We start from the raw sequence: 17,929 nt of genomic DNA, 5'->3' as shown, positions 1-17,929 counted from the left end.
ACAAAAAAGGCGTCCTTCCGGCGCCCGGAAGTCTCAATGACATATGGGAGGCAGAACTATGAAAGACAATCAGTGCGGATACTGCATGGGCGGGGAGCTGCTGGGCAAATTCGGCATCCCCATCTGCCAGCTGGATGTCAGCCAGCTGATCCTGTTCAAGGAGCAGAGCAAGCCCGGCCGCTGCATCGTGGCCTATAAGGATCACGTCAGTGAGATCGTGGACATCAGCGATGAGGAGCGCAACCGCTTCTTTGCCGACGTGGCCCGGGCCGCCCGTGCGCTGCACGCGGCGTTCCACCCCGACAAGGTCAACTACGGCGCCTACGGTGACACCGGCTGTCACCTGCACATGCACCTGGTGCCCAAGTACAAGGGCCAGGACGAGTGGGGCGGCGTGTTCCAGATGAATCCGGACAAGGTCTACCTGTCCGAGCAGGAGTACGCGGAGATGATCGAGAAGATCAAGGCGTGCCTGTAAACAGAGGAAAACGCGGGACGCAGGTCGAACATCGGCCTGCGTCCCGCGCTTTTTGTCATAGATCCCGCTCCATACGGATGTCAGAGAGTTGAAACCACTTGTCAGAATACGTTACGTATTCAAATCCAAACCGCTCATACAGCCGCAGGGCGTCCTTCAGCTTGTGGCTGGAGGTGAGCACCACCCGCTGCTGCCCGGCCTGCCGGGCGGCCTCCAGGGCGGCCTTCATCAGGGCGCTGCCCACACCGCGGCGGCGGAAGGCCTCCTTCACGCCGAATTTCAGCAGCTCGCACTGCCCCTCTCCCTGGATTTCCAGCATCACCATGCCCGCGATCTGGTCGCCGCAGCGGGCCAGCAGCACCCGCCCGCCCCCGGCGATGAAGCGGTGGGGATCGGCCAGCATCTCCAGGTCCACCGGCTCCAGAAGATCATGTTCCAGCAGCCAGGGCAGAGAGATGTCCTCCAGCTCCTGCTTGTAGCGGTCCTCGTAGTCGATGATCTCCACCGGCCTCTGCTCTTCCACGGGCGTCCCCTCCTTTTTAAGGGTATCATACCATTGAATCCCCTCCGCGTCAACGCCGCCCGCCTTGCACTCTCCGGATCCAACTGCCACTTTTTACGCGTTCACATTTAATTTACAACCGGAACCCTTGACATTTTTCAGGGACGGTGCTACATTATCTTTAGCACTCAGGTGATATGAGTGCTAATCCAAAAGAAAGGGTGGCCGGAATGGATTTGACCGAACGAAAAAAGCGGATCCTCCGCGCCATCATCGAAAGCTACATTCAATCGGCCGAACCTGTGGGGTCCAAGACCATTGCCGCTTCCATCGGCATGGAGGTCTCCTCCGCCACCATCCGCAACGAGATGGCGGACCTGGAGAGCATGGGCCTGCTGGAAAAGCCCCACACCTCCGCCGGGCGCATCCCCTCCCCCAAGGGCTACCGGCTCTACGTCAACGAGCTGATGGAGGAACACAAGCTCTCTCTGCAGGAAACCGAGCGCATCAACCAGGCCCTGCACATGAAAATGCGGGAGCTGGACCGGATCCTGGATGAGGCGGGCCGGGTGGTATCTCAACTGACCAACTACCCCGCCTTTGCCCTCTCCTCCGGCATGCGCCGGGCGACCATCCGCCGGTTTGATCTTTTGATGGTGGAGCACAATGCCTTTATCATCGTGGTGATGACCGACACCAATGTGGTGCGCAACCGGCTGATCCGCCTGCCCTCCGATCTGACGGAGGCCCAGCTGCAGATGCTCAACACCCTGCTCAACACCACCTTTACGGGCCTGCCGCTGGAGGAGATCACCCCCGAGCTGATGCGGGTGGCCCAGCATGCGGCGGGAGACGCCTATGGGCTGATCAGCCTGGTGGTCTCCTTTGCCATGGAGGTGCTGGAGAGTCTGGAGCAGCGCAGGGTCCACACCTCGGGGCTGACCCATCTGCTGGAGCTGCCGGAATACCGCAGTCTGGACCGGGCCCAGACCCTGATGAGCTATCTGTCCGAGGACGCCGACCCGGCCCGGTTCCCCGTCCCCAAGGACGATTCCATGAAGATCCTGATCGGCCCGGAAAACGTGGCCGACGCACTGAAAGACACCAGCGTGGTGGTCGCCCGCTACGACATCGGCGACGGCATGCAGGGCGTGATCGGCGTGGTGGGTCCCACCCGCATGGATTACGCCAAGATCACCGCCCGGCTGTCCTATCTGGCCGAGGGTCTCTCCCGGCTGTTCGGACAGGGCGAACTGCCCACGGGCAGGGACGACGAGAAATAGGAGATGAGTGCATCCCATGAGCGAACAGAACGAGAAAAAAATCGATGCGGTCACCCCGGAAGAGCCGGTGGCGGAGACCGCCGCCCAGGCCGAGCCTGCGCCGGAAGATACGCCCGATCCTCTGCTGGAGGAGCTGGAGACCCTGAAGCAGAACCTGGCCGACCAGGAGGATAAGTTCCTGCGTCTGGCCGCCGAATACGACAACTACCGCCGGCGCAGTCAGCGGGAGAAGGAGTCGGCCTGGGCCGATTCCCGGGCGGAGACCGCCGCCGCTTTCCTGCCGGTATACGATAATCTGGAGCGGGCCCTCAAGCAGGCCACCGCTGACGAGGCCTACAAAAAGGGCGTGGAGATGACCATGACCCAGCTGCGGGAGGTCCTCTCCAAGCTGGGCATCGAAGAGATCCCCGCCCTGGGCGAGACCTTCGACCCCAACCTCCACAACGCCGTGATGCACGTGGAGGAGGAGGGCGCCGGCGAGAACACCATCGTGGATGTGTTCCAGGCCGGCTTCCGCTGCGGCGAGAAAGTCATCCGCTTTGCCATGGTAAAAGTGGCCAACTAAGAAGCGCTGAGCCGCCGAGCAGGGAAGGCAACCCGGCCGCACGGCGTGGGAAGCGTGACATCCGGGCGCATAGCGCCCACCCCTTACTCTGTTAAAAAACAATTTCGAATATTTTGGGAGGAACTGAACTATGTCTAAGATTATTGGTATCGACCTCGGTACGACCAACTCCTGCGTCGCCGTTATGGAGGGCGGCGAGGCCGTTGTCATCCCCAACGCGGAAGGCAACCGCACCACCCCGTCTGTGGTGGCATTCTCCAAGGACGGCGAGCGCATGGTGGGCCAGGTGGCAAAGCGCCAGGCCATCACCAACCCCGACCGCACCATCGCCTCCATCAAGCGTGAGATGGGCAGCAACTATAAAGTGAACATCGACGGCAAGGCCTATACCCCCCAGGAGATCAGCGCCATGATCCTGCAGAAGCTGAAGGCCGACGCCGAGGCCTATCTGGGCCAGAGTGTCTCCGAGGCGGTCATCACCGTCCCCGCGTACTTCACCGACGCGCAGCGTCAGGCCACCAAGGACGCCGGCCGCATCGCGGGCCTGGACGTCAAGCGTATCATCAACGAGCCCACCGCCGCCGCTGTGGCCTACGGTGTGGATAAGGAGCAGGCCCAGAAGGTCATGGTGTACGACCTGGGCGGCGGCACCTTCGACGTGTCCATCCTGGACATCGACGACGGCGTCATCGAGGTACTGGCCACCGCCGGCAACAACCGCCTGGGCGGCGACGACTTTGATAAGGCCGTCATGGACTGGATGGCCGCTGAGTTCAAGAAGGACACCGGCATCGACCTGACCGGCGACAAGGTGGCCATGCAGCGCCTGAAGGAGGCCGCCGAGAAGGCCAAGATCGAGCTCTCCGGCGTCACCTCCACCAACATCAACCTGCCCTATATCACCGCCGATGCCACCGGCCCCAAGCACCTGGATCTGACCCTTACCCGGGCCAAGTTCGACCAGCTGACCATGCACCTGGTGGAGGCCACCAGCGGCCCCGTCAAGCAGGCCATGAGCGACGCCGGCCTCTCTGCCAGCGACATCTCCAAGGTGCTGCTGGTGGGCGGCTCCAGCCGTATCCCCGCCGTGCAGGACATGGTCAAGAAGCTCACCGGCAAGGAAGGCTTCAAGGGCATCAACCCCGATGAGTGCGTGGCCATCGGCGCGGCCCTCCAGGGCGGCGTGTTCACCGGCGACGTCAAGGGCCTGCTGCTGCTGGACGTCACCCCCCTGTCCCTGGGCATCGAGACCATGGGCGGCGTGATGACCAAGCTCATCGAGCGCAACACCACCATCCCCGCCAAGAAGAGCCAGGTCTTCACCACCGCCGCCGACAACCAGACCTCCGTTGAGGTCCACGTGCTCCAGGGCGAGCGTGAGATGGCCCAGTACAACAAGACCCTGGGCCGCTTCAACCTGGACGGCATCGCCCCCGCCCGCCGCGGCGTGCCTCAGATCGAGGTCACCTTCGACATCGATGCCAACGGCATCGTGAACGTCTCCGCCAAGGATCTGGGCACCGGCAAGGAGCAGCACATCACCATCACCTCCTCCACCAACATGTCCAAGGAGGACATCGACAAGGCCGTCAAGGAGGCCGAGCAGTTTGCCGCCGAGGACGCCAAGCGCAAGGAAGAGGTGGACGTCCGCAACCAGGCCGACCAGGTGGTCTATCAGACCGAGAAGGCTCTGGAGGACGCCAAGGACAAGATCGACGCCGGCGACAAGGCCACGGTAGAGGCCGCGCTGAACAAGCTGAAGGAGGCCCTGAAGGGCACCGACGTGGCGGCCATCAAGGCGGCCACCGAGGAGGCCAGCAAGGCGTTCTACCCCATCGCCGAGAAGATGTACCAGCAGGCCAACCCCCAGGGCGGTCAGGCCGGCCCCGACATGGGCGGCGCTCAGGCCGGCTCCACCAACACCGATCCCAACGTGGTGGACGCCGACTATGAGGTCGTGGACGACGACAAGAAGTAATCGAATACAGCACCATGCGCACAACGACCGCAGGAAACACCGGGGCGGGGGCTAGTCCCCCGCCGTTTCCTGCGTAAAGAGGTGAACACCAATGCCGGAACAAAAACGAGATTATTATGAGGTCCTGGGCGTGTCCAAGGGCGCCAGCGACGAGGAGATCAAGAAGGCCTACCGCAAGAAGGCCAAGCAGTATCACCCCGACCTGAACCCGGGCGACAAGGAAGCCGAGGCCAAATTCAAGGAGGCCAACGAGGCCTACGAGGTCCTCTCCGACAAGGAAAAGCGGGCCCGGTACGATCAGTTCGGCCACGCGGGGGTTGATCCCAACTTCGGCGCCGGCGGGTTTGGCGGCGGAGCCGGATTCGGCGGGTTCGACATGGGTGACATCGACCTGGGCGATATTTTTGGCTCCTTCTTCGGCGGCGGGTTCGGGGGCGGCTCCACCCGCCAGCGCACCGGCCCCATGAAGGGGGATACGCTGCGGGCCTCCGTCACCATTACCTTTGAGGAGGCCGCCTTCGGCTGCGAAAAGGAGATCGTGCTCAACCGCACCGAAACCTGCGACGCCTGCCACGGCACCGGCTGCGAGCCGGGCACCACGGCGGAGATCTGCCCCGACTGTCACGGCAGCGGACAGGTCCGCATCCAGCGGGGCGGCGGGGCCTTTACCTTCGCCACCACCACCACCTGCCCCAAGTGCGGCGGCCGCGGCAAGATCATCCACCAGCCCTGCAAGAGCTGCGGCGGCACGGGCAGCGTGCGCAAGCAGCGCAAGATCACCGTCAACATCCCCGCCGGCATCGACAACGGCCAGGCCGTGTCCCTGCGGGGCCAGGGCGGCGCGGGCAAGAACGGCGGCCCGGCGGGCGATCTGCTCATCAGCGTCACCGTGCGGCCCCACGCCTTCTTCAAGCGGGACGGCACGTCGGTCTACCTGGAGCACCCGGTCACCTTCCTGCAGGCCACCCTGGGCGCGGAGCTGGAGATCCCCACCATCGACGGCAAGGTCAAGTGGAACCTGCCCGCCGGTACCCAGCCCGGAACCACCTTCCGCTTGCGGGGCAAAGGCATCCCCAGCGTCAACGGCCGGGGCCGGGGCGACCAGTACGTCACCGTGAACGTGCAGGTCCCCACCAATCTGAGCCACGAGCAGAAGGAGGCGCTGCGTGCCTATGGCGAAGCCATGGGCGAGATTCCACCCGGTCCGGTGGACAGCGTAAAATCTTTCTTTGACAAAAAGAAGAAGAAGAAATAAAATAAGAGGACGAGCGTAATACGCCCGTCCTCTTATTTTTGGAACCGGAGGTGGTTTTGGGTGAACCCCGCCCGTTATATCGTCTATCTCTTCCCCCTGGTCACGGTGGCCTTGCTGGTCTATTTCTTTCTCTGGTACTGGCAGACCCAGCGCACCCCCCTGGCCCAGCAGCTGGTCCCCGAACCGGCGCGGCCCCGCTTCCGCTTTGCCGGGACGTGCCATCCCATGGTTCGCCGGGACGCGCTGCCCGTGCTGCTCATCACCGCGGTATACGCCGTTACGGCCTTCGCCCATCTGGGTTCCTTCCAGGCCCCCCAGAACGCCTGGGACTTCGGCGACGGCAAGACCGAGACCTTTGTGCTGCCCGAGTCGGTGCTGGTCTCCAAGCTCTGGTACTACCCCCAGCTTGGCACCGGCAAATATCAGGTAGAGATCTCCACTGACGGCACCACCTGGCTCTCCCTCTGGTCCAAGACTGACCCGGAGGACGAGGACGAGAGCATCTACTACTGGGCCGACGGAGAGGGCTTTGAGGACAGCTACGCCCTGACCCAGAACTACAACCAGCTGTTCAAGTGGAACGAGATCGAGCTGGACAACCCCCAGTATATCCGCTACCTGCGCATCACGGGGCAGTCCAACAAAGGCCTGCTGGAACTGGGGGAGCTGGCCCTCTTTGACGAGGCGGGTAACCGGATCGACCCCGGCGCGCCGGACAATCCCCTCTTTGACGAGCAGGACACCGTGCCGGAGTCCATCTCCTACTACAACAGTGCCTACTTTGATGAGATCTACCACCCCCGCACCGCCTATGAGCACATCCAGGGGGTCTATCCCTATGAGATCTCCCACCCGCCCCTGGGCAAGCTCATCCTGGGCATGGGCATCCGCCTGTTCGGCATGACCCCCTTCGGCTGGCGGTTTATGGGCACCCTGTTCGGCGTGGGCATGCTGCCGCTGCTGTACGTGTTCCTCAAGAACCTGTTCGGCCGGACCAGCATCGCCACCTGCGGCACCATCCTGCTGGCCGCCGACTTCATGCACCTGACCCAGACCCGCCTGGCCACCATTGATACCTACGCCTTTTTCTTCATCCTGCTCATGTACTACTTCATGTACCGCTACCTGGTGCTCCCCGCCGGCGCCTCCTTTAAGCGCTGCGCCCTGCCCCTGTTCCTCTCGGGGCTGTTCTGGGGCATCGGCGCGGCCAGCAAGTGGACGGTGATCTACGGCTGTACCGGCCTGGTGGTGCTCTACTTCATCGGCCTGTACCAGAAGCTGCGGGACTGGCCTGAGGAGACCCGCCGGGAGCGGCTGGGGTGGACGGTAAAGATCCTGGCCTTCTCGGTGCTGGTGTTCGCTCTGATCCCGGCGGTGATCTACACCCTGTCCTACCTGCCCTATGCCGCGGCTTCGGGGGATCTGTCCCTTCAGAACCTGATCCATGAGATGTGGGAGAACCAGAAGTATATGCTCTCCTACCACAGCGGCGTCAATGACAGCCACCCCTATTCCTCCCGCTGGTACCAGTGGCTGCTGGACATCCGGCCCATCCTCTACTATATGGACAACTCGGTGAGCGGCTACACCACCCGCTTTGCCGCCTTCGTCAACCCGGTGGTGTGCTGGGGCGGCCTGCTGGCCATCCTCTCCACCGCCGTGCAGGCCGTGCGCCGGCGCTGCGGCATCGCCCTGTTCCTCTTCATCGGCTATCTGGCCCAGCTGGTGCCCTGGTTCTTCATCGGGCGCACCACCTTTGCCTACCACTACTTCCCCTCGGTCCTTTTCCTGGTGCTGGCCCTGGGCTATGTGTTCTACACCCTCTCCCAGCAGGAGGACCTGGTGAGCTGGAAGCCCGCCATGTACGCCGTCACCGGCGGGGCAGTGGGGCTGTACGCCCTGTTCTACCCGGTGCTGGTGGGCATCCAGATCCCCTCGTGGTACGGGACCTATATCCTGCGCTGGTTCCCGTCCTGGCCGTTCTGAGGAGGTGGCGGTATGTATCTGACCGACTTTCACACCCACAGCGTCCTGTCCTTCGACGGCCAGGCCCCCCTGTCCCAGATGGCGGCGGCGGCCCGGGCGGCGGGCGTGCGGGAGCTGTGCGTCACCGACCACTGCGACTTTCTGGACGAGGGGGGCGCACCGGTGCGCACCTACGACTGGGACCGGGCCGTAGAGCAGTTTGAGCAGACGGCGGGCGCGCTGCCCGACGGAGCGCTGACCCTCCGCCTGGGGCTGGAGCTGGGCATGCCCCACCTGGACCCGGCGGCAGCCCAGGCCATCTGCGGCCGGGACGGGGTGGATTTCATCCTGGGCTCGGTCCACAACCTCTCCCCGGAGCGGGGCGGCGGGGATTTCTACTATGAGGACCTCACCGATCCGGCGGTCTGCTACGGCGTGCTGGACGACTACTTTGCCTCCCTGCTGGCGCTGGCCCGGACGGACTACTACGACGTGCTGGCCCACATCATCTACCCCCTGCGCTATATGAACCCCGCCGTGACGCTGGAGCGGTACACCGACGTCATCTGCGCCATCCTGCGCGCGGCGGTGGAGCGGGGCCGGGGCATTGAGCTCAACACCTGCCGGGGCCAGACGCTGGAGCCGTGGCGGCCCATCCTGGCCCTCTACCGCGCCTGCGGAGGGGAGATCGTCACCCTGGGCTCGGACGCCCACACCCCCGGCGACGTGGGCCGGGGCATCCCGGAGGCTCTGGCGCTGCTGGAGCAGTGCTCCTTCCGCCGCTTTGCCGTCTACCAGCGGCATCAACCGGTATTCCATACACTCTAAGGAGGATAATATTATGATCGCACTGGGTTCCGACCACGGAGGGCTAGCCCTCAAGCAGCACGTCATGCAGTATCTGGAGGCCCACGGCCTGTCCTACAAGGACTACGGCTGCTACTCCAGCGAGAGCTGCGACTACCCCGACTTCGGCCGGGCCGCGGCGCAGGCGGTGGCCGACGGAGAATGTGACCGCGGCATTGTCATCTGCACCACCGGCATCGGCATCTCCATCGCCGCCAACAAGGTCAAGGGCATCCGCTGCGCTCTGTGCAGCGAGCCGCTGTCCGCCGAGATGACCCGGCGGCACAACGACGCCAACATGCTGGCTATGGGCGGCGGGCTCATCGGCAACAACATGGCCGACAAGATCCTGGACGCCTTCCTCAACACCCCCTTCGAGGGCGGCCGGCACCAGCGCCGGGTGGACAAGCTGGAGGGCTGAGCACCGACAAAAAAAGCGTGGACCATATGGTCCACGCTTTTTTTATCGCTCACAGCGCGGCGAACACCGCGTCGGCCGCCCGTGCGGTGGCCTCCAGCTCCGCCTGGGTGTGGGCGGCGGAGACAAACATGGCCTCGAACTGGGCGGGGGCCAGGGCCACCCCGTGGCGGAGCATGCCCTGGAAGTATTTGGCGTACCGGCCCACGTCGCTGCCCTTGGCGTCCACGAAGGCGGTCACCTCGGTGGGGGTGAAGAAGGGGGAGAGCAGCGAGCCGATCTGGTTCACCGCCACCGGCACTCCGGCCGCCTCCGCCGCCTTCCGCAGGCGGCCGGCCAGCCAGGCGGCCTTGGCGGCGATGTCGTCGTAGAGCTCCGGGTGGTCCTTCAGATAGGTGAGCTGGGCCAGTCCGGCGGCCATGGCCACCGGGTTGCCGCTGAGGGTGCCCGCCTGATACACCGGCCCGCAGGGGGCCACCTGCTCCATCAGGGCCCGGCTGCCGCAGTAGGCGCCCACCGGCATGCCGCCGCCGATGATCTTGCCGAAGGTGACCAGGTCGGCCTTCACGCCGAAGTATGCCTGGGCGCCGCCCAGGGCCAGGCGGAAGCCGGTAATGACCTCGTCAAAGATCAGCAGCGCGCCGCTCTTGTCGCACAGCTTCCGCAGCCCCTCCAAAAATCCGGGGGCGGGGCCCACCACGCCCATGTTGGCGGCCACCGGCTCCACGATGACGCAGGCCACCTGGCCGGGCCAGGCGTCCAGCAGGGCCTCCACGGAGGACAGGTCGTTGAACTGGGCGGTGAGGGTGTGCTTGACGATGTCCTCGGGCACACCAGCGGAGGAGGGATGTCCCCCCGCCAGGGCGGAGGAGCCGGCGTTCACCAGCAGGCAGTCGGAGTGGCCGTGGTAGCAGCCCTCGAACTTGATGATCTTGTCCCGGCCGGTGGCTCCCCGGGCCAGCCGGACGGCGCTCATCACCGCCTCAGTGCCGGAGTTCACCATCCGCACCATCTCGATATTGGGTACCAGCTCCACCATCAGCTGGGCGATCTCCACCTCCCGCCGGGTGGGGGCGCCGAAGGACAGACCGTCCTTCACGGCCTTCTCCACCGCCTCCCGGACCACCGGGTGGTTGTGGCCCAGGATCATGGGGCCCCAGGAGCAGACGTAGTCGATGTACTTCTCCCCGTCCTCGTCCCAGAGGAAGGGGCCCTCGGCCCGGGTGATGAACCGGGGGGCCATGCCCACCGCCCGGTAGGCCCGCACGGGGGAATTGACCCCCCCGGGGAGCACCTTGACGGCCTGCTCAAACAGTTGCTCCGAGCGTCCCATCAGCCGATGTCCCCCTTCCGGATGGCCGCGGCCAGCTCCTTGGCGTAGTAGGTGATGAGCATGTTGGCCCCCGCCCGGAACACGGACAGGGCGGACTCGCACATGATGCGGTACTCGTCGATGAGCCCCGCGGCGGCGGCGGCCTTGGTCATGGCGTACTCCCCGGACACCGAGTAGGCGCACAGGGGCAGGTCATAGGCGTCGGCGCACTCCCGGATGATGTCCAGATAGCTGAGGGCGGGCTTGACCATGAGGATGTCGGCCCCTTCCTCGATGTCCAGGGCGCACTCCTTCAGGGCCTCCTTGCGGTTGTGGGGGTCCATCTGGTAGCCCTTCCGGTCCCCAAAGGAGGGGGCGGAGCCCGCGGCAGAGCGGAAGGGGCCGTAGAAGGCGGAGGCATACTTGGCCGAGTAGGCCATGATGGGCGCGCTCTCATAGCCGTGGTCGTCCAGGATGGTCCGGATGGCGGCCACCCGACCGTCCATCATGTCGGAGGGGGCCACCATGTCCGCCCCGGCCTCCACGTGGCTCAGGGCGGTCTTGGCCAGCACCTCCAGGGTCTGGTCATTGTCCACCGTGTCGCCGCACAGGATGCCGCAGTGGCCGTGGTCGGTGTACTCGCACATGCACACGTCGGTGATGACGTAGAAGTCGGGATGCTTCTGCTTGATGGCCCGGATGGCCTGCTGCACCACGCCGTGCTTGGCCCAGGCGGAGGAGCCCACCGCGTCCTTCTCCCCGGGCAGGCCGAAGAGGATGCAGTGGTTCACCCCGGCCGCCAGGCACTCCTCCACCGCCTGGTTCACGCTGTCCAGGCCGTAGTGGTTCTGTCCCGGCAGGGACTGGATGGGCCGCACGCCCTGGAGAGTCTCGTCCACAAAGATGGGGTAAATGAGGCTGTCGGGGGACAGGCGGGTCTCCCGGCACAGGCGGCGCACCGCGTCGCTCCCCCGCAGCCGGCGGGGCCGTTGGATCAGTTCCATACTAAACACCTTCTATGATTCGATCTATCAGCGCGTCCATGGTGGCCGCTTTGGCAATTTTGACCGGGATGCCGTGCTTCCGGGCTTCGGCGGCGGTCTGCTCTCCGATGCACAGGCCCGTCATCCGGGAGAAGTCGGCGTCCTCCCCCACAGAGGAGACAAAGCCCTTCACCGTGGAGGCCGAGGTAAAGGTGACCAGCGTGACGCCCTCCCCCTCCACCAGCGCCCGCAGTTCCCCGGAGCGGGGGTTGTCGTACACCGTGCGGTAGGTGGCCACGTCGTCATACCCAATGTTACGCTCCGCCAGCGCCGCTGTCAAGGCGGGGGAGCCCTCCTGGGCCCGGAGGATGAGCACCGGCCCGCCGGCGGGCAGTCCCGCCCCCAGGTGGGCCGCGTCATACACCTGGGGCACATAGTCGGCCTTCAGGCCGTGTTTTTGCAGCTCCCGATCGGTGCCGGGGCCGATGGCGGCCAGCTTTACCGTCCCCAGATACCGGGCGTCCTTCCCGTGGTCCGCCAGCCAGCGCCACAGGGCGTCCACCCCGGCGGGGCTGGTGAGGACCAGCCATGTATACTCCCCCAGCCGCTCCATGGCCCCGTCCAGAGCCGGGCAGGGGTCCAGAGGGACGGTGGCGATGCAGGGGTACTCCCACACCTGGGCTCCCAGCGAGCGCAGCCGGTCGGACAGGGTGCCTGCCCGCTCTTTCGGCCGGGTGACCACCACGCTCTGCCCCTTCAGGGGCAGCCGGTCAAACCAGTCGAACTGCTCGGCCAGGGCGCACACGCCCCCCACCACAATGACGGCGGGGCTCTCCACCCCGGCCTGCGCCGCTGTCTCGGGCAGGGCCGCCAGGGCGGCAGAGATGCGCCGCTGGGCGGGCGTGGTGCCCCGCTCCACCACAGCGGCCGGGGTGGCCGGGTCCATGCCCGCCGCCAGCAGCCCGGCGCAGATCTGGGGCAGGGCGGACACCCCCATCAGAAACACCAGCGTGCCGCGGGTACGCACCAGGGCGTCGAAGTCGATGTCCAGCTCCTTCCCGGCCCGCTGATGGCCGGTGACGATGTGCAGGGAGGAACAGCAGTCCCGGTGGGTCACCGGGATGCCCCCGTAGGCGGGGGCGGCGATGGCCGAGGTGATGCCGGGCACCTCCTCAAAGGCCACGCCGTGCTGGGCCAGCAGCTCCAGCTCCTCCCCGCCCCGGCCGAACAGGAAGGGGTCGCCCCCTTTGAGGCGCACCACGTTCTTCCCCTCCAGCGCCTTGTCCAGCAAGATCTGGTTGATCTGCTCCTGGGGCACCGGGTGGCGGGCGGCCTGCTTGCCCACGTTGATGTGCTCGGCATGTTCCGGCATAAGGGCCAGAATGGCGGGACTCACCAGCCGGTCGTACACCACCACCTCCGCCCCCTGAAGGGCCTCCAGCCCCTTTCGGGTCAGCAGGCCGGGGTCCCCCGGTCCCGCCCCCACCAAGGTCACTTTTCCAGGCATGGACAAGCCTCCTTTATCTCGCCGGCCAAGCGCTCGGCCAAGTTCTCCCCCTGCTCCCGGGGGCCGGTGACGGTACGGCGGATGGCCGTCCCTTCTTCGTCTACATACAGACCAGTAATGCAGATCTCACCGCCGGAGAGGACGGCGTGGGCGGCAATGGGGGAGGAACAGCCCCCATCCAGCGCCCGGACAAAGGCCCGCTCGGCAACGGCGCACCATGTGCCCTCCTCATCCAGCACCCCGCTGAGCCAGCTCAGGTCCTCCCCCGCCCGGCTCTGGAGGGCCAGGATGCCCTGCCCGGCGGCGGGGAGCATCTCCTCCACCGTGAAATACCGGCTGATCCGCCCCTCCAGACCCAGCCGCTTGAGGCCCGCGGCGGCCAGCACCAGGGCGGAGAACTGCCCCTCGTCCAGCTTGCGCAGGCGGGTGAGCACGTTGCCCCGCACCGGGGCGATCTCCATGCCGGGAAACAGGGCTCTCAGCTGCACCGCCCGCCGGGCGGAGGCACAGCCGATGGGCTTGCTGTTGTCCAATTCGGCGACTCCCTCGGGCAGCACCAGCACGTCCCGGGGGTCCTCCCGCCGGGTAAAGCCCGCCAGGGGGATGCGGGGGTCGATGTCCATGGGCAGGTCCTTGCAGCTATGTACGCTCAGGTCCGCCCGGCCCTCCAGCAGGGCGGCGTCCAGCTCCTTGACGAACAGGCCCTTGCCGCCGATCTGGTCCAGGGTGCGGTCCAGGATTTTGTCCCCGGTGGTCTTCATGGTCACCAGCTCCAGGGCCACGTCCGGGTGATGGGCCCGGATGGCGTCCATTACCAGCTCCGACTGGATGACCGCCAGCCTGCTCTCCCGGCTGCCGATGCGTATGGTTTTCATTCCAATCCCTCCAATACGCCCCGGATGGCCCGGGCGGCCCGGGCGGTGCGGGCGTGGTCGTCACCCCGGCCGGTCACCCCGGCCACCAGGTTGTCCCCGGTGCAGACCGCGGGGAAAAAGAAGGTGCACTCCTCCGGCGCGTCGGCCACGCTGACGGGGATGCCCAGAGCCCGGGCCTCCTCCCCCGCCGCGCGGTTGACCGAGCGGTCGTCGGTGGCGGCCACGGCCACCTCCGCCCCGGCCAGGTCGCCGGAGGCGTAGCTCCGCCGGAGCCACTCCACCCCCTGGGGGGGCGCGTCACAGCGGGGGGCGACGAGGACCACCCGGGCGCCGAAGCGCGCCAGCACCTCCGCCCGGCGGCAGGCCACCCGGCCCCCGCCTACCACGACGGCTTTTTTCCCCACAAGGTCGATAAAAAGTGGAAAACGCAGCTCCCCCGTGCCGCCGGTGCTCCGGCGGGGACGGGCGGCGGTGTGGACCTCGATCTTGGCCGCGCACCGCTCCAGCTCCTCGGGGGTGATGCGCTCCTTGAGCCCGCCGGAGAGCAGGTCCACCGCCCGGCTCACCGCCCGGGCCACCAGCTCCTGCTCCTCGGCCCCCTCCGGATCGGTGGAGAGCACCCGGGCCACCACCGCCTGCTTCACCCGCTCCAGTCCGGGCAGACAGGCCCGGTAGTTCTCCCACTGGGCGATGCGCTCCAGGTGGTTTTCCACAATTTCTTCCGCCTCTGGCGGGATGCTCCGGCCGGTGTCCACCCCCAGGTCGTCCACGTTGTAGAGGGTGAAGCCGCTCAGGCCCCCCACCGCCGGCTCGATATCCCGGGGGATGGCCAGGTCGGCCAGCAGCCGGGGAGGCCGCTCCAGCTCCGCCAGGGCCTGGGCGGAGACGGTGTAGTGGGGGCTGGTGGTGGCCGAGAGGAGCAGGTCCATCCCCTCCATGGCGCGGTAGCGCTCCTCATAGGGGGTGACGGAGCACCCGGCGGGCACCACGGTCTGGCCGTGGTGGTAGCTGCGCAGGGTGACGGTGACGGAGCACCCGGCGGCGCGGAGCAGTCCGGCGGCCAGCCGGCCCATCTCCCCGTTGCCGATGACCAGCGCCCGCTTCCCGGCCAGCCCGCCGGCGTCCCGGGCCAGCCGTTCCACCGCGCTCTGGGCGGCGGAGCGGGGCACGCCGGTCAGGCGCACCCGGGTCTTGATCTCCTTGCCCGCGGCGGCGGCGGCCCGGAAGAGGGTCTCCAGCACCGCGTCGGCCGACCCGGCCTCCCGGGCGGCCTGGACGGCCGCCTTGACCTGGGTGACGATCTGGTCCTCCCCCCAGATCTGGGAGCGGAGCCCGCCGGCCACCTCCATCAGCCGCCGGGCGGCGTCCTCGTCCCGGCAGGATTCAAATGCGTCGGCAAAGGGGGCGTAGGGCACCCCCGCCGCGGCGCACAGCAGCGCCCCGGCGTCGGGCCGGGCCTGACCGGCGCAGGAGAGGTAGAGCTCGGTGCGGTTGCAGGTGGACAGCAGCACGCACCCCTCCACCCCCGCCGCGCTGCGGAGCTTCCGGTCCAGCTCCAATACCTGCCCCCGGGTGAAGGAGAGGGCCTCCCGCAGGTCGATGGGGGCCCTGTGCCAGTCCAGGCCGGACATGACGATATTCACGCCTCTTCCCCCTTTTTCACCAGCACCACAGAGAAGTAGCCGCTGCCTTCCTCCAGCTCGGCAAAGCGGGGGCACACCAGCTCCCCCTCCATGCCGCAGTTGGCCACCAGGCTGGCCCGCTCCAGCAGGCCGTGGGCGGCCAGGGTGTCCTTCAGCGCGCCGATCTCGCGCCCCGCCTTCATAAACACCAGGTTGGCGTCCACTCCCAGGCAGTCCTCCATGTCCCCATGGGAGGCGGGCACGATGAGCAGCCGCTGGGACTTCTCACACAGGGGCTGGCCCAGCCGGGCGGCGGCGGCACAGAAGGAGGGCACCCCCGGGATGATCTCCGCCCGGTAGCCCCGGGCGGTCACCCGCCGGTGAACGTAGAGGTAGGTGGAGTACACCGTGGGGTCCCCCAGGGTGATAAAGGCCACGTCCCGCCCCTGGTCCAGCTGGGCGCAGATGGCGTCGGCTGCGGCGTCATAGGCCGCGTCCAGCACGGCCTGATCCCGCACCATGGGGGTGGAGCAGTCCAGGCGGATCTTCCCCTCGGCCAGGGTTCCGATGATGTCCAGGGCGGTCTGCCGGCCCCGGCCCTTGTCCGGCACCGCCAGCACCGCCGCGGCGCGGATGACCCGCTCCGCCTTGCGGGTGATGAGCTCCGGGTCTCCCGGACCCACCCCCACGCCGTACAGCGTTGCTTGCTTCATACTGTTTCCTCCTGTTGTCTCAGCAGGCGCAGGATCTCTCTGCGCGCGGCGCCGATGGTAGCGGCGGAGCGGTCGGCGTCCAGTCCGTCGATGTCTCTCAAAATGCCCATCAGGTGGGCGATCCGGGGCAGGCGCAGGTGGTTTTCCCGCAGCCGCTCCGGCTGGGCGAACAGTTCCTCGGGGGTCCCCTCCAGCAGCACCTTGCCGCCCCCCAGCAGGTAGGCGTAGTCGCAGTAGAGGGGGACGATGTCCATGTCGTGGGTGGCGATGAGGATGGTCATGCCCAGGCTGTCCCGCAGGTCCAGCAGCAGCTTCATCACGTCGCTCACCCCCTGGGGGTCCAGCCCGGCGGTGGGCTCATCCAGGATGAGCACCTCCGGCTCCATCACCAGCACCCCGGCGATGGCCACCCGCTTTTTCTGGCCGTAGGACAGGGCGTGGGTGGGTTTGTCCCGCAGGTCGGACACCCCCGTGCGCTCCAGGGCGGCCTCCACCCGGCGGCGCACCTCCTCGGGGGGCAGCCCCAGGTTCACCGCGCCGAAGGACACGTCCCGGTACACGTCGGCGGAAAAGAGCTGGTCGTCCGGGTCCTGGAACACGATGCCCACCCGGCAGCGCAGCTCCAGCAGGCCCTTTTTGTCGTAACGCACCGGCTGACCAGCCAGCAGCACCTGGCCGCTCTTGGGGGTGAGCACCCCGTTGAGGCTGAGGAACAGGGTGGATTTCCCCGCCCCGTTGGCCCCCAGGATACCGGTGATCTTCCCCCGCTGGGCGGCAAAGCTGATGTGGTCCAGGGCCACGGTGCCGTCCTCATAGGTATAACAGAGCTCACTGGCCTGTATGGCATTCATGGAAAAAGCCTCCTCTCCACGGCGAACAGGGCCAGCTGCCCCGCCGCCAGGGCGGCCGTCAGGGGGCACAGGCCCCACCCCGGCCGGTATGCGCCCCCCAGGGTGACCAGGCTGCCGGCATAGCCTCGGGATTCCAGCGCGGCGTAGACCCGGTCGGCCTTGCGCCAGGCCCGCAGAAACACCATGCTGGCCAGGGTCCCCAGGGAGGACAGGCTGCGCCGCAGCCCCCGGTAGCCCAGCCGGGACTCCTGGGCCAGGCGGATGTGGGCGGCCGTCTCGCCCAGCACAAAAATAAAGCGGTAAATAAGCTCCATCAGCTCTACCATCAGCCGGGGCACGTGCAGCCGCTCCAGGGCCATGGTCAGGTCGGTGACGGGGGTGTTGAGGGAGAGAAAGTACATGCACCCCACCGCCCCCAGGGCCTTGCAGAACAGCCGGGCGCTCAGCGTCAGGTCGGCGGCGGTGAAGCCCAGCAGCCGCCCCCCCACCGGCAGCGCGGCCAGCACCGGGGTGCCCGCCGGGTAGAGGTGCACCAGAATGGTGACGCACCCCACCGCCAGAAAGACCAGCGGGATGCGCACGAACCGGAGGAACACCCCCGCCGGCAGCCCCCCCAGGGCGGTGATGAGCACCCCCATCACCGCCAGGGTGGCCAGACCCACCGCCACGCTGTTGCAGCACAGGCACACCGCCAGGGTCACCGCCGTCAGCAGCAGCTTGGGCAGGGGGGATACCCGCCGCAGGCGGGACTGATAGGCGTAGCGGTCGGTCCCCAT

General features: G+C 66.8%; 17 protein-coding genes. 8 read left to right on the top strand and 9 right to left on the bottom strand.

What is annotated here, in order from left to right; translation table 11 throughout:
• Positions 1-58: 58 nt before the first annotated feature.
• Complete coding sequence (locus tag WMO45_RS09620) at positions 59-478, top strand: HIT family protein (RefSeq protein ID WP_349140483.1); 420 nt, start codon at positions 59-61, stop codon at positions 476-478.
• Positions 479-533: 55 nt separating this feature from the next.
• On the opposite strand, the gene WMO45_RS09615 is transcribed toward WMO45_RS09620, so the two are convergent.
• Entirely contained in the window at positions 534-1,001 is a 468-nt protein-coding gene (locus WMO45_RS09615; protein WP_349140482.1) for a GNAT family N-acetyltransferase, read from the bottom strand.
• Positions 1,002-1,210: 209 nt separating this feature from the next.
• Here WMO45_RS09615 and hrcA point away from each other — a divergent pair, with 209 nt between their 5' ends.
• The 7 genes from hrcA (at position 1,211) to rpiB (ending at position 9,293) form a co-directional block, all read left to right on the top strand.
• Complete coding sequence (gene hrcA, locus WMO45_RS09610) at positions 1,211-2,263, top strand: heat-inducible transcriptional repressor HrcA (RefSeq protein WP_349140481.1); 1,053 nt, start codon at positions 1,211-1,213, stop codon at positions 2,261-2,263.
• A gap of 16 nt (positions 2,264-2,279) precedes the next feature.
• Complete coding sequence (gene grpE, locus WMO45_RS09605; protein WP_349140479.1) at positions 2,280-2,828, top strand: nucleotide exchange factor GrpE; 549 nt, start codon at positions 2,280-2,282, stop codon at positions 2,826-2,828.
• 130 nt (positions 2,829-2,958) lie between these two features.
• Entirely contained in the window at positions 2,959-4,806 is a 1,848-nt protein-coding gene (dnaK, locus tag WMO45_RS09600; protein WP_349140478.1) for a molecular chaperone DnaK, read from the top strand.
• Between the two features lie 91 nt (positions 4,807-4,897).
• Entirely contained in the window at positions 4,898-6,061 is a 1,164-nt protein-coding gene (dnaJ, locus tag WMO45_RS09595; RefSeq protein ID WP_349140477.1) for a molecular chaperone DnaJ, read from the top strand.
• Positions 6,062-6,121: 60 nt separating this feature from the next.
• Positions 6,122-8,047 (top strand): phospholipid carrier-dependent glycosyltransferase, encoded by a 1,926-nt coding sequence (locus WMO45_RS09590; protein WP_349140476.1) that lies wholly within the window; start codon positions 6,122-6,124, stop codon positions 8,045-8,047.
• 12 nt (positions 8,048-8,059) lie between these two features.
• The gene (locus WMO45_RS09585) at positions 8,060-8,854 is read left to right on the top strand and encodes a PHP domain-containing protein (RefSeq protein ID WP_349140475.1); all 795 of its coding nucleotides are present in this window, start codon (positions 8,060-8,062) and stop codon (positions 8,852-8,854) included.
• Positions 8,855-8,867: 13 nt separating this feature from the next.
• Positions 8,868-9,293, top strand: coding sequence for a ribose 5-phosphate isomerase B (rpiB, locus tag WMO45_RS09580; RefSeq protein ID WP_349140474.1), 426 nt, complete (start codon positions 8,868-8,870; stop codon positions 9,291-9,293).
• 49 nt (positions 9,294-9,342) lie between these two features.
• Here the strand turns inward: rpiB and hemL are convergent, their stop codons facing one another.
• From hemL to cbiQ, 8 genes are read right to left on the bottom strand one after another with little or no spacing between them, the layout of a single operon-like run.
• A complete protein-coding gene (hemL, locus tag WMO45_RS09575) occupies positions 9,343-10,623 on the bottom strand; it encodes a glutamate-1-semialdehyde 2,1-aminomutase (protein ID WP_349140473.1) in 1,281 nt (426 codons plus the stop codon).
• Positions 10,623-11,606 (bottom strand): porphobilinogen synthase, encoded by a 984-nt coding sequence (gene hemB / locus WMO45_RS09570; protein ID WP_349140472.1) that lies wholly within the window; start codon positions 11,604-11,606, stop codon positions 10,623-10,625. Before hemB ends, hemL begins: the two co-directional genes overlap by 1 nt.
• A gap of 1 nt (position 11,607) precedes the next feature.
• Entirely contained in the window at positions 11,608-13,092 is a 1,485-nt protein-coding gene (gene cobA / locus WMO45_RS09565) for a uroporphyrinogen-III C-methyltransferase (protein ID WP_349140471.1), read from the bottom strand.
• Complete coding sequence (gene hemC / locus WMO45_RS09560; protein WP_349140470.1) at positions 13,077-13,967, bottom strand: hydroxymethylbilane synthase; 891 nt, start codon at positions 13,965-13,967, stop codon at positions 13,077-13,079. The genes cobA and hemC overlap by 16 nt, the downstream gene beginning before the upstream one ends.
• The gene (locus tag WMO45_RS09555) at positions 13,964-15,610 is read right to left on the bottom strand and encodes an NAD(P)-dependent oxidoreductase (protein WP_349140468.1); all 1,647 of its coding nucleotides are present in this window, start codon (positions 15,608-15,610) and stop codon (positions 13,964-13,966) included. The genes hemC and WMO45_RS09555 overlap by 4 nt, the downstream gene beginning before the upstream one ends.
• Positions 15,607-16,302, bottom strand: coding sequence for a precorrin-2 C(20)-methyltransferase (gene cobI / locus WMO45_RS09550; protein ID WP_349140466.1), 696 nt, complete (start codon positions 16,300-16,302; stop codon positions 15,607-15,609). The genes WMO45_RS09555 and cobI overlap by 4 nt, the downstream gene beginning before the upstream one ends.
• A complete protein-coding gene (locus tag WMO45_RS09545; RefSeq protein WP_349140464.1) occupies positions 16,299-17,153 on the bottom strand; it encodes an ATP-binding cassette domain-containing protein in 855 nt (284 codons plus the stop codon). Before WMO45_RS09545 ends, cobI begins: the two co-directional genes overlap by 4 nt.
• A complete protein-coding gene (cbiQ, locus tag WMO45_RS09540) occupies positions 17,150-17,929 on the bottom strand; it encodes a cobalt ECF transporter T component CbiQ (protein WP_349140463.1) in 780 nt (259 codons plus the stop codon). The genes WMO45_RS09545 and cbiQ overlap by 4 nt, the downstream gene beginning before the upstream one ends.

Source organism: Flavonifractor hominis (assembly GCF_040095835.1).
Classification (GTDB): Bacteria; Bacillota; Clostridia; order Oscillospirales; family Oscillospiraceae; genus Flavonifractor; species Flavonifractor hominis.
The sequence above is the reverse complement of the archived record's forward strand: the minus strand, read 5'-3'. Positions and strand labels throughout refer to the sequence as shown.

What these genes read in the sequence shown, in the direction of transcription:
- WMO45_RS09620 (WP_349140483.1), top strand. Translation starts at nt 59, where the DNA reads ATGAAAGACAATCAGTGCGGATACTGCATGGGCGGGGAGCTGCTGGGC.
- hrcA (WP_349140481.1), top strand. Translation starts at nt 1,211, where the DNA reads ATGGATTTGACCGAACGAAAAAAGCGGATCCTCCGCGCCATCATCGAA.
- grpE (WP_349140479.1), top strand. Translation starts at nt 2,280, where the DNA reads ATGAGCGAACAGAACGAGAAAAAAATCGATGCGGTCACCCCGGAAGAG.
- dnaK (WP_349140478.1), top strand. Translation starts at nt 2,959, where the DNA reads ATGTCTAAGATTATTGGTATCGACCTCGGTACGACCAACTCCTGCGTC.
- dnaJ (WP_349140477.1), top strand. Translation starts at nt 4,898, where the DNA reads ATGCCGGAACAAAAACGAGATTATTATGAGGTCCTGGGCGTGTCCAAG.
- WMO45_RS09585 (WP_349140475.1), top strand. Translation starts at nt 8,060, where the DNA reads ATGTATCTGACCGACTTTCACACCCACAGCGTCCTGTCCTTCGACGGC.
- rpiB (WP_349140474.1), top strand. Translation starts at nt 8,868, where the DNA reads ATGATCGCACTGGGTTCCGACCACGGAGGGCTAGCCCTCAAGCAGCAC.
- hemL (WP_349140473.1), bottom strand. Translation starts at nt 10,623, where the DNA reads ATGGGACGCTCGGAGCAACTGTTTGAGCAGGCCGTCAAGGTGCTCCCC.
- hemB (WP_349140472.1), bottom strand. Translation starts at nt 11,606, where the DNA reads ATGGAACTGATCCAACGGCCCCGCCGGCTGCGGGGGAGCGACGCGGTG.
- cobA (WP_349140471.1), bottom strand. Translation starts at nt 13,092, where the DNA reads ATGCCTGGAAAAGTGACCTTGGTGGGGGCGGGACCGGGGGACCCCGGC.
- hemC (WP_349140470.1), bottom strand. Translation starts at nt 13,967, where the DNA reads ATGAAAACCATACGCATCGGCAGCCGGGAGAGCAGGCTGGCGGTCATC.
- cobI (WP_349140466.1), bottom strand. Translation starts at nt 16,302, where the DNA reads ATGAAGCAAGCAACGCTGTACGGCGTGGGGGTGGGTCCGGGAGACCCG.
- WMO45_RS09545 (WP_349140464.1), bottom strand. Translation starts at nt 17,153, where the DNA reads ATGAATGCCATACAGGCCAGTGAGCTCTGTTATACCTATGAGGACGGC.
- cbiQ (WP_349140463.1), bottom strand. Translation starts at nt 17,929, where the DNA reads ATGGGGACCGACCGCTACGCCTATCAGTCCCGCCTGCGGCGGGTATCC.